At 59.5% G+C, this 11701-nt stretch carries 7 protein-coding genes; 4 read left to right on the top strand and 3 right to left on the bottom strand.

Annotation, left to right across the window (positions count from 1 at the left end; translation table 11 throughout):
• Positions 1 to 253 precede the first annotated feature (253 nt).
• Positions 254 to 1273: a glycosyltransferase family 2 protein gene (locus P0R31_RS25135; RefSeq protein WP_275516947.1), complete on the bottom strand. Its 1020-nt coding sequence runs from the start codon at positions 1271 to 1273 to the stop codon at positions 254 to 256.
• Between the two features lie 298 nt (positions 1274 to 1571).
• Positions 1572 to 4061, bottom strand: a complete 2490-nt coding sequence (locus P0R31_RS25130) for an Ig-like domain-containing protein (protein WP_275516946.1) — start codon at positions 4059 to 4061, stop codon at positions 1572 to 1574.
• A 1340-nt stretch (positions 4062 to 5401) separates the two neighbouring features.
• On the opposite strand from P0R31_RS25130, the gene rfbF reads away from it, so the two are divergent.
• The 4 genes from rfbF to P0R31_RS25110 all read left to right on the top strand — a co-directional run bounded on the left by rfbF (position 5402) and on the right by P0R31_RS25110 (position 9709).
• Positions 5402 to 6244, top strand: a complete 843-nt coding sequence (rfbF, locus tag P0R31_RS25125) for a glucose-1-phosphate cytidylyltransferase (protein ID WP_275516955.1) — start codon at positions 5402 to 5404, stop codon at positions 6242 to 6244.
• 13 nt (positions 6245 to 6257) lie between these two features.
• Positions 6258 to 7316: an NAD-dependent epimerase/dehydratase family protein gene (locus tag P0R31_RS25120; RefSeq protein WP_275507866.1), complete on the top strand. Its 1059-nt coding sequence runs from the start codon at positions 6258 to 6260 to the stop codon at positions 7314 to 7316.
• A gap of 306 nt (positions 7317 to 7622) precedes the next feature.
• On the top strand, positions 7623 to 8393 hold the full coding sequence (locus P0R31_RS25115) for a response regulator transcription factor (protein ID WP_275516945.1): 771 nt from the start codon (positions 7623 to 7625) through the stop codon (positions 8391 to 8393).
• 650 nt (positions 8394 to 9043) lie between these two features.
• Positions 9044 to 9709 carry a Crp/Fnr family transcriptional regulator gene (locus tag P0R31_RS25110; RefSeq protein WP_275507868.1) on the top strand — a complete coding sequence of 222 codons (666 nt, stop codon included), beginning with the start codon at positions 9044 to 9046 and terminating at the stop codon, positions 9707 to 9709.
• Between the two features lie 150 nt (positions 9710 to 9859).
• Here the strand turns inward: P0R31_RS25110 and P0R31_RS25105 are convergent, their stop codons facing one another.
• Positions 9860 to 11248 (bottom strand): glutamate-1-semialdehyde 2,1-aminomutase, encoded by a 1389-nt coding sequence (locus P0R31_RS25105; protein ID WP_275516943.1) that lies wholly within the window; start codon positions 11246 to 11248, stop codon positions 9860 to 9862.
• Positions 11249 to 11701: the final 453 nt, after the last annotated feature.

Genomic DNA, 11701 nt, shown 5'->3' with positions numbered 1-11701 from the left:
GGCTGGGGGAGGCGGGCAGGGCCGGTGTGCTCATGATGCAGGCAGTGAGTTAGGCATAACAGGCCACCATCGCTTGATCTCGCGTCCGGTCCGCTTGATCGGAGAACCTGACTCTCGGCGCAGCCTATGGGTGCCAGAGTCAGGCGAATTGAGAGGTATCAATAACGGAATAAGCAGACGAACTGCGGCCGACCGCGCGATTGCTGTCGGGCTCGTGTGCGCGGAAGACGCGCCACAGTCCGTACCGTCGTCGTCAAGCCAATTGTTCCGGGGTGCTGCGCCTCAGACGACGCAGGCGAGCGGCCAGAGACGGCGGACAAAGGGTGACGGCAACGAAGCGAAGGATGGCTTGCAGGCTCACGCCCTGGAGATCCCGGCGAAAGTGCCAAGCCATGCTCAACATCTCGAGCATGCCTGCGCCGCTCCTGCGAAAGTCTGTCAGCGTGATCAGCCCTCGACGCGCAAAGCAACGCCAAGCCTGGAGCTGGATGGTCTTGCGCAGTTGCGCGTCATGAACATGAGTCTCCGCAGTGTGCGCGATCAAATCGGCGACCTTGCGTCCGTCGTACAGAAGCCGCTCCACCCCCAATCGGGCCGTCTCGGAATCGTCATGATAGGTGTAGGTCGCGCAGGCCTCGTTGACGAGACCGGCTTTGCCGAGAAGTAGCAGCGGTGCCCACGCAGCGACGTCGGCGGTGTGCGGCAGATCGAGCGGAATGCCGCCGCGTTCGCGCAGAAGGGCCGTGCGCATCACGACGCCGCACATATTGACGGTGATCTGGTCGGTAAGGAACTCATTCAGGATTGCAGTGCCGTCCCGAACGCCGGTGGGGAGAGTCCGACTGGCGCGCGGGGGGCGCGTTTGGCCGAGTGAAGCCGCGTGTAAATTGCTCAGAGTAACGACGATCGGAAGTTGCGAGTGTTGGTCAATAAGCGCCACGCACCGCTCGAGCAGCGCCGGCAAAATCCTGTCGTCATCGGATACGAAGATGATGTAGTCGCCTCGAGCATTCGCAAGACACGCATTCCAATTCGGGAGCAGGCCGATATTGGTTTCCTGGGTGATGACGCGCAATCGTGGGTCGCTGAACTGGTCCAAGATCTGCGCCGTATCGTCCGGCGAAGCGTTGTTCGAGACGAGAACCTCGAAATGAGGGTAGGTCTGCGCCAGGGCGGATGCGATGCATCCCTTCAGAAGCGTGGCCCTGTTGTAGGTAGGAATTGCGATCGTGACGTAAGGGCGGGCCGTCTCGGCCGGAAATGCGGTGCGCACGGCCCCGCTCGCATAAGGTGCGGGTGAACACGCCGTGATTTGTGCCGAGTGTGTCATGGATTTCGATTGTCAGACCTATCGGCGCGGCAATCGCCATGGAGAGGCTCGCCCCGGCATCATCTGAACTGAAACCAGCACCTCGGAGTTGACGGCTATCAATTCCGCTGAGCAGCTCGTAGAGCGGCACCTGCTGGCTGCAGGGCATTCCTGGCGGGCGGTCCCAATGCAAAGTCCCAATGCAAAACGCGGGGGCGCAAATCTGCGCCCCCGCGTCTACTCACAGCCTATCGCCGAAAAACTAGTGTTGGGCAGGCAACGAGAGCGTCTGCGTGAGCAAGGCGCTCGTATCGGTTGCGAGCGGCCCATTCGTCACTGCGGAGGTCGTGATTCCGTCGGTCGCGGCGAACTGATTCATCAGCGCGACCGCCTGACTTGTACTGCTCAGCAGAGATGCCGAGGTGGAGCTCGGCGTCTTTGCGACCAGGGAGACATTGTCGTAGAGAGCGCCGAGCCCGTCACCGCCCTGGCCCGCAACCTCGCGGAAGGTCAGGCGGTCCTGTCCGCCTGTTCCGGTCACCGTGAAATCATAGTTCTTCCAGTCGGCGCCGGGCGGAACCACGCCAACGACCGAGCCATTCCACAGGACTTCGATCGAACAGGTCGAGCTCGAGAACCCCGGCCGCGAGCGCGCATCGAAGGAAAGATCGTATTGCTGACCGGCGACGGTTTTCACATCCTGATAAAGTCCATCACGAGCTCCGACATAGTCCATTTCGCCGAAGTTGCCGCCGTCACTTGCTTTCACGCCGTTCAGATTGTTCCAGAGCTCGATGGTTCCGCCACTGATGGCGTGCCAGCCTGGAACGGAATCGAAGGCACCCCAGCGACCGCCCTGGAGAGGCGCCAGCGAAGATGACTCGAATGATCCGTTCACCAGGAGATTCTTGCCTGTGGGCTCCGGTATTTGAGTGGGCGGCGTCGCTGTCGCGACGGTGAGTTCGATATTGTCATAGAGGGCACCGAGGCCGTCGCTGCCTTGGCTGGATACCTCGCGGAAGGTCAGGCGATCGTTGCCGCCGGTGCCAACGACCTTGAAATCGTAGGAGTCCCAAGCGCTGCCAGGCGGAACAGCCGCAACAACCGAGCCATTCCAAAAGACTTCGATTGAGCAGGTCGCGCTGTTGAAACCGGGTCGCGTGCGCGCATCGAAGGACAGTTGGTAAACTTGTCCTGCGACGGTCTTAACATCCTGGTAGAAGCCATCTCGAGCGCCAAGATAGTCGAGCTCGCCGAAATTGGCGCCGTCGCTGGCTTTGACGCCACTGTGATTATTCCAGAGCTCGATCGTGCCGCCGGAGATCGCGGTCCAACCCGAAACCGACTTGTAGGCTCCCCAGCGTCCGTCAGCCACGGCGGTCGCCTCGAACGACCCGTTCACCAGCAAATTCTTTCCATTTGCCGGTGGCGAGGTGACAGGCCCGTTGACCGTCACATTCAGGCCGGCAGATTTCGTGCTGACGTTGCCTGCGGCGTCGGTGGCCATGGCAGTGAAGGCGTGCCTCCCTGCAGCCAACTGTGCCGTTGTCAAACTCCAGGCGCCGCCCGCGCCAGCTTTGGTCGTGCCGATCACGGTCGTGCCCTCGAGGACCCTAACCGTGCTGCCTGCTTCCGATGTACCACTCAGCGTCAACCGTCCGGTGTTCGTCATCCTGGCCGCGACGGTACCATTATCCGGTGCGAATGCCGTGATCTTGGGGGCCGCCGGCGCAAGCGTGTCTACGCGTGCGCTGAGGGAAGCGGATTTCTGACTGACGTTGCCTGCAGCATCCGTGGCGGTCGCGTTGAAGGTATGGTTCCCATCTGCCAATTGGGCTGTGGTCAGGCTCCAGGTGCCATTCGCACCGGCCTTGACCGTGCCAACGACGCTCGTTCCCTCAAATACCTTGACGGTGCTGCCCGCTTCTGCCGTTCCGCTCAACGTCAATTGCTTGGCATTGGTAACTTGGTCTCCGGCGGTACCCGTATCCGGCGTGACTGCCACCAGCTTGGGCGACGCCGGCGCTATCGTGTCGGAAGGCTGGACCGGAGGCGTTTGAGGAGATCCAAGCAGCGGCGGAGGCAAGTCTGCCTGGAACGCCGCAGTGCTCATGGAATAGTAACCGATCGTCTTCCATTGGGTCGAAAGCTCAACCCAGTTGCTGACTCCAACAGCTGGATTGGCGCTGTGGTCGTCAAGATACGGCGCTGACGCGTTACGCCACCAGTCCACACCGACCATGCCCACCAGCTTCGCGTTGGGATCGGTCGTCCTCATGTCCATCTGGACGTAAACCCCGTCGACGGTGCCAGCCGTGTAGGTCCCACGTGCTCCTTGCCAGAAATGATCGTTGTAGCCGGCCGGAGGCGCATCAAAGCTCACCGCCCCGCTTGGCAGGCGAGTCACCGTCATCGGGTAACCTGAGTTACCGTTGAAATTTGGGACGAAGTGCCCGCCTGCGATTCCTAGCTTTGACTGGTCCTGGACGAGCAGCCACTCGCCAGTTTCCTTGATATGCACGTAGGTCTTTGCGTTCGCGAGCTCGACGTTCGCATTTGGAGATGCGGGAGCCCCTTCCTCCGTGTAGACCTGTCCCCAGCCTTCGACCGCCGTGAAGTCGGCAGGCGGAGTCAGCAGACCGTCCGGATTCCAACCCTTGTACCAATTCCAGCTGTGCGGAACACCGGCAGGATATCCTTCGCTCTGCCCAAGCGTGTTCTGTTTGATCAGCTCTGCTAATGAAATCCCCATTTCACCTTTCCCAGTCGTTCGAATGTGAGTGTGTGAGAGAGCATTCAAGGCTGACCACGACGATGCGAGGCCAGAAGGTGTGATCGACATCACACCGTTCGCGCCAACCAATCGCTGTTTCTGCTGATACTCGACAGTCGCAAGAGCCGGCCGAACGCCCCACGGCCAATGGTCTCACGTTACCGAAATCGGGCTTACCGAATCACGTTGAGCCTTTCCCGAAAGCATGAACCAAGCTGGAGTGAAGTTCAATCGAAGCGTCGCAACGAACTCTTCGCGGTTCTTGTGATTGCACTCAATTTGAGCAGTGGTTGTCGGAGCAAAGCCCTTACGAATGCAACCAAGCGCGTATGCAAATCACGCTCGCAACAGATTCTGTCATCAATGTGATTGCTTTGTTGCGGAATGGGGTGGCTGTGAGGCATTCCCCATCATGCCCTCCCTGGCGACGTCGAAGCGGCAGGAGCTACGCGATCGCTTCCCTTGCTATCGCGAGGAAACGTCGCCTGTTTTTGGCGTTCGCTTGTGGTGGGACGATCGCAGATCGAGCGCATTGCGTCGAATTGTCCCGCCTCAGTGAGACGCATGCCGCTTCTGACGTTCGAAGCTTCGAGCTCCGCCCTTCGTCGGCGAGAGCGTCTCGCGATTTGTGCGACGATCGCTCTTTGCCTAACCCTGTGGCACCAGCCATTATTGAGCATCGTCAACTCGACTGGAAAGGCCGGAGCTAGCGAGACGAATGGCGTCTCTTCTGTGTTTTGCCGAAAGGGTTCGAGACGGAAGGCATTAGCGTGGTCGGCTTTCGCACGCCAACTCGACTATCGACTCGGCCGTTCGCGCGCAAATCGCGCTTCGCTGGCACCTCGAAAACGGCACGATCGCGATACCCGAAATCGGCAAACGCGGCCCGCATGGCCGACAACATCGACCTGTTCGACTTCGAGCTGACCGGCGAGGACCACGACGTCTTTTCGAGGCTCGACCGGCCTGACGGCCCGGATCCCGCAGCCTATGGCAAATAAGACTGTTTCGTCGATTGACCCGCAGCCGCTTGAGGGCGAGGCAGAGCTCGGCTGTTGTTTTCGGCCATCGTCCGTTTTCGTCGAGTAGGCGACCCGCTCGGCCTTTGATATCGGCAGCGCCTATTGGCAAGCTGACTACGTCAAATCGTCGTGCGCGTGAACGCGTGTGACGATGCGACGTGAGACGTCAGCCGACGTCGCTCTGCCGAGTTGACAGTCATCAAGTTGGTTGTGCCGCAGCGATCTACCGTCCGAACTGCGCCATCCGAAAATGCGCCTGTGCATGCTTCGGTGGGGAACCTAGGACAGGAGATCCCTATGAAGGTTGTTATTCTCGCCGGTGGCTACGGTACGAGATTGAGCGAGCACACTTCGGTAGTACCGAAGCCGCTGGTCGAGATCGGTGGTCGTCCGATCCTATGGCATATCATGAAGCTGTATTCTCACTACGGCCTCAACGAGTTCGTCATCTGCTGCGGCTACAAGGGCACTGTGATCAAAGACTACTTCATGAGCTACCTGTCTCACCAAGGAGACTTCACGCTCGATCTCCAGCACAACCGCATTGAAATGCATCGAAACGGATCGGAGCCCTGGCAGGTGACGCTTGTCGATACCGGGGAGAAGACAATGACCGGGGGACGCGTCAAGCGCGTGCGCGAGTATCTCGGGAATTCGACCTTCTGCATGACCTATGGTGATGGCGTCAGCGACGTCGACATCCGCGCTTTGATCAAGTTCCACCATCAACAGGGCGCGTTGGCCACGGTCACCGCGGTCCAGTTGCCCGGCCGCTTTGGCGCGATCAATCTCTCGTCTGACCGTCCCCGCGCGGCCGGCTTTCGCGAGAAGGACGCTAGCGACGGCCAAGTGATCAACGGAGGTTTCTTCGTCATCGAGCCTCAGGCCCTCGATCTCATCGACGACGACAGCACGAGTTGGGAAAACGAGCCGCTTGCCCGTCTGACCGAGCAGGACCAGCTCGCCGTTTATAGGCACCGTGGCTATTGGCAGAACATGGACACCTTGCGCGACAAGGCCATTCTGCAGGATCTCTGGGACAGCGGAGATCCACCCTGGTGCGTCTGGAACAAGGGCGGCGCCGCGGTCGGAGGCGCCAAGACACCGCCCTCCGCAATCCCGGATCCGGCAACCCTCTGAGGAGATGAATCAGATGCGCGTTCTCTTCACCGGAGCTGATGGATATATTGGAGCGGTGCTCGGCCCGACATTGCTCGAGCACGGTTATGATGCGATTGGGATCGACACGGGCCTCTACCGCCGCGGCTGGCTGTTCGATGACGGCAGGACACGCCCGATGGTCATGTCGCGCGATACGCGGCAGGTGTCACTGTCGGATCTGGAAGGTTTCGACGCTGTGGTTCACTTGGCGGAGCTCTCCAATGATCCGCTGGGAGAGAATGATCCCGCGATTACGATGGAGATCAACCATCGCGGGTCCGTCGCATTTGCCCGCATGTGCAGGGAAGCAGGAATCGGGCGGTTCATCTATGCGTCCTCCTGCAGCATCTATGGCGCCGCCGGTAGCGAGGTAAAATCCGAGACGTCTTCATGCGAACCTCAGACGGCCTATGCGAGATGCAAAGTGCTCGTTGAGCACGATCTCGTGGAGCTGACCGACTCGCGGTTCACGCCCGTGTTTCTGCGCAACGCCACTGCGTTCGGAGCGTCTCCCCGTCAGCGCTTCGATCTCGTCCTGAACAACCTTGCAGGATGGGCCTTCACAACGGGAAAAATCCGCGTCATGAGCGACGGCACCCCTTGTCGCCCGTTAGTTCACATCGAAGACATCTGCCAGGCCATCTTGTGCGCTCTGGATGCGCCGCGAGAAGCGGTTTGCGCCGAGGCGTTCAATGTCGGTGACGAAAGCCAGAATTACACGGTGCGAGAGATCGCGGAGATCGTGAACGACACTTTTACCGGTTGCGATCTTTCGTTCGGCCCGAGTGGTCCTGACAATCGCAGCTATCGGGTCTCTTTTGCGAAGATCAAGGCCCACATGCCGAATTTCCGCTGTCAGTGGAATGCGCAGCGCGGCGCGAGTCAATTGAAGGGAGTGTTCAAGCGCATTCAGCTGGATGAAGCGACCTTCAATGCCGCGCCGTTTACGCGCCTTTCCGAACTTCGGCACCTGCAGCACACCGAGCAGCTGGATCCCCATCTGCGGTGGACGCCAATCCCCGAGATCCTCCCGGCGATTGCGCGCAGTTAGGTTCTTCTGCGGGGGAAAAGGTTCATTTGTCTGTCGACGCCGATGGCATGCCAACGAGACCACTGGCGCGTCAACGGCCGGCAACAGTTGGCAACGATTTGTTGTAATCTGTTGACTTTTCCCCAACCAATCCCAATACTGCTGCGGCGCGGCAATTCCTACTTGAGGGGAGCGTGGCGTGTAGCCTGGAGGGAGAGGATACAAAGCAGACGTGCCGATCAAGGTGTATTGTTCTCTTTAGAGTTCAAGCTGCCAAAGGATGTGAGAGTCCCGGGTAAGAGTACGGGATTGCTCGGAGATTGAGCAGTGCCTTTAATTCTAATTGTTGATGAACGTAGTGTCTATCGCAGTGGCCTCCGAGATTTGATTGAGGCCCGCTTCAAGAAGTCTCGCGTCTTAGACGCGTCGCAGCTCGCGAATTTTGAGTTGCAGGCAGATATCGATCTGATCCTGATTGATCGAGATTGCCTCAACCAGCATTCGCTTGCGGTTCTCTCCGAGATTGTCGACTTGAAGCCGTCTATCCGTATTGCGGTGATGTCGGCTTCGAGCAGCCGCACGGATGTGCTGAAATGCCTTTCGGTTGGATTTCACGGGTTTTTGCCCAAGCTTCAGTCGGATGAGGAACTGCTGTCCGCGATCGGCGATCTGTTGACGGGGCGCATCTATGTTCCGCGGTGGCTCGCCGATGACGACGTCAGTCGGCCCGAGCGGCCTCAGGCCGTCAACGTCAAACTGGAATCTTTGCGATTGACACGCCGGCAGAACCAAATCCTTCCGCTGCTAGCGCAGGGAATGTCGAACAAGGAGATTGCGCGCGAGCTGAGCATCGCGGAGGGTACCAGCAAGATCCATACGGCAGCCCTCCTGCGCGCTCTCTCAGCCCGCAATCGGACCGAAGCAGCCTTCATCGCCGCTAAGCTTGTCGGGCCAAGGGACAGATCGACCAGCAGAATGAGAAACAAGAGATTCCTGATCGATCAGGATAACAGCGCAAGCAGGACATGGCGCTCCGGGACCGACGGGCGCAGCCGATGGACCGATTTCTCCTTCGAAGACCGCTCGGGCGACCACTGAATTCCTCGATTGCGGTCGCCTTGATGTAGTTCAGGGGTTCTATTCCCGGTAACCGCGGAGTTCGCCCAAGCGGCTTCGACCGCGCCAGGATCTCGCAACTTGTCGGGTTGGCAGCTTTGTGAGGCGAGAGGCCTCGTCGAAGCGAAGGCGGCTGGCGACGACGTCTGGTGGTCGCCGTTTCTCTATGAAAGATGCGCCAGCAGGGACGCGTGGCCTCGGCCGCAGTGGACGTGTTCGCTGTCACGAGCAGCGTCCGGCGCAAGGCGGGATCGCCATCGGATGAAGGCGCAAGCGCACGCGATCGGCTGCGACGAGACCCGTGGGACGGTCTTCGCTTCTAGCTTCCGGTCAAATCGTGTTGCATGGACAATTCCCGCTCCTCAACCGCGAGTTCCTTGGAATTCGACCCGAGAAAGGAAGCTGTGCAATTGGGCGCCGGTGACACATGTGCGAGCGCATTTGCTGCAAGTTTGCACAAGCTTTTTGCTCGTTTGAACGCGTCATGGGCAACGGATAGTTTTCTGGCCAGATAAACTAGTCCAAGCGGATTAATCGGAACGGGAAAAATCCTAACGCATTAGCCTGAATATCCTTTGGATCAGGAGAACCTACACTTCAGCGCATTGGATTACGTGCTGAGGTGAGTTCAAATGCTTAGAGAAACCACTTTCATTCAGGACAGTAGACATCCTTCGCTAGTTCATAGATCAACCAATGCTCCCGATTTTCGGCGCCCGTCCACGTCTTTCGTGCCCCGTAGCAGAGCTCTTTTTTGGGAAGGAGAGGAAGAAGCTCAGAAGATTCAGATCGTCGAAGGGGTTGTGCGAGCCGTTCGTCTCCTCGAGAACGGAAATCGCCAGATACTTGCCTTCTACTGGCCCGGCGATGTTGTCATGCCGACCCATTCGACCCATCAACAGTTCACTGCGGAGGCCGTGACGGATTGTCGCGTTATCCGATCGAAGACTTCTCGGGTGTGCCGGAGCGACGAGCCGTGTGGCGCCCACCAGGTGCTGGCCGACACGCTCACCCTGGTGATGACCATGAGCCAAAAGAACTGTGTGGCCCGCATAGCTTGGCTCTTGCTGCGCATTCGGCCGCACCTGCCTGCAGATCCCAAACGTCCCGGCGCGTTCCGGCTTCAATTGCCACGAGCCGATATCGCCGATCACGTTGGAACGTCGCTCGAAACGGTTTGCCGGACCCTGGCCGAGTTCAAGGCGAAGAAGGTCATCGACCTTCCCAATCGCAAGACGATCAAGTTCATCGATCTTGAGGGACTTGCGAGGATATCGAACCGACGAGCCGCTGATTGAGCGGATATGGAGCTGCGAGCGCCGCCGTGAACTGCTTCTCGTAGTTCGCGGCGATTCATTTTCGGAGACTGGGTGTCATCAGATGGCTATCGAAGTAAATGCGATTACGGGCGCGTCGGGCCTTGATCGATCAACCGCATTCTCGCTAAATTAGCCTGGACGGCGAACGTTCGGCGTTGCGACCGCGCCAAGCATGGCTCGTCGACGGAATACCGGCGCGACCGGCCGGCCGATCAAATGAGCTTCCGGCCCGTCCTCCAATGCCTTCTGATAGACGGCGAGCGCGCCGTCGATGGCCTCGATGGTCCGGTCGATATCATCGTTGGAATGGGAATAGCTCGTGACCAGTGAGGGCGCCAGCAAGCCGCGGCGGATTGTCTCCTGGAGGAACAACGTGCGGAAGACCTGTGATGGTATGCCGTCGCGATCGCAACAAGCATAGACCAGATTGGATGCCCGGCCGGCGAGCTTGAAGTAACCGGTCAGTCCACGGCGGTGCGTGGCGTCTTCGATGCCCGCCTTGAGGCGGCTTCCTTGGCGGTGGAGTGTCTCGATGACCGGTTCGTCCCGATAGGTATCCATGACGGCCAAGGCCGCCGCCAAGGCGTGAGTCTCGGCGCCATGTGTCGTCGAAAGCAGGAAGACGCGATCGCGATCGTGATCGAGGCCGCCCAGCTCCATGATTTCGCGCTTGCCGAGCAGCGCGGAAATGGCGATGCCGTTGCCCATCGCCTTGCCGAAGGTCGATAAATCGGCCTCTACTCCATGGTGACGCTGGGCAGAGCACTCCGGCCATCGAAAGCCGGTGATCATCTCGTCGATGATCAAGAGAGCGCCGTTCCGGTGACAGAGTTCTCGCAGCGCGACGAGATATCCAGGAGCCGGCGGCACTTCCTTTTCGGCTTCGAGGATCAGGGCTGCCATCCGACCCGGGAACCGGGCGAAGAGGGCCTCCGCCGAGGACAGGTCATTGTACCGGAATCCCTGGGTCAGCTGCGCCGTCGCCTCGGGAATGCCGGCGTTCATGGGGGTCGTGCATATCGCCCAGTCGTCGTAGGAGAAGAAGGGATGGTCGGAGCAAAGCGCGATCATGTCCCGGCCCGTGTAAGCTCGGGCAAGCCGGATCGCAGCCGTCGTAGCCGTCGATCCGTCCTTGGTGAACTTCGCCATGTCGGCGCCGGGGACGAGCGCGATCAGGCGCTCGGCACATTCGACCTCGAGTGCCGACGGCCGCGTAAAGTTCGTGCCTCGTGACATCTGCTCGACAGCGGCGTTCACGACGGCCGGAAAACCATGGCCCAGCGACACCGCGCGCAGTCCCATTCCGTACTCGATAAATTCGTTGCCGTCGGCGTCCCATACGTGGCAGCCCGAGCCTCTCGAGATGAAGCCTGGCGCGAGGAGCGGATACTGATCGTCGCCCTTCGCGTAGGTATGCGCTCCGCCTGGAATCGCAGCTCGCGCTCGAAATCGCAGCGCTCCCGACTTTGCGAAACTGTGCGAGTTTGCTTCTGAAAAGAAACGAGACCTGATGTTCATTGTCCAAGCCCTCTCAACGCGTGATCTGTGAAAACCGCGATTGCGCGCCGCCCGAGCGTATTTGATGATCCAAGAACGCCACGAATTTGAGGGTTCTCAACTTGGCGCCAGCCTTGACCGAGATTTGGCGCGATCTTTTCCGATAGTTGCAGGGGGGTCGACCTGAGCAGGGGTAGCCGACCTTTCAGCATTGCTGAGGCGTGGGGGCCGCGCCCGCAGGGGGCGCCTCATCCGCTGCCCCACGTCGTTTGAACGCCGCCGTTGCATGGCCCGCCGTTATTGAGCTTTGTCAGGTTTGCGATCCTGGCGCTGGATAATCTGCCGAGAGGTCACGTCACAGATTGAGCGGCAATGTCTGAATTGGATCAAGTCAGGACCGCAACCTATGCAACCCAGTTCAGGGTCACCCTCGACTGGCCCGTCCTCGCCATAGCAGTCGCGCTGGTCAGCGTC

This window comes from Bradyrhizobium yuanmingense (assembly GCF_029167105.1).
Taxonomy (GTDB): Bacteria; Pseudomonadota; Alphaproteobacteria; order Rhizobiales; family Xanthobacteraceae; genus Bradyrhizobium; species Bradyrhizobium yuanmingense_A.
Note: the sequence above shows the minus strand (reverse complement) of the source record. Positions and strands in the feature narration are given on the sequence as shown.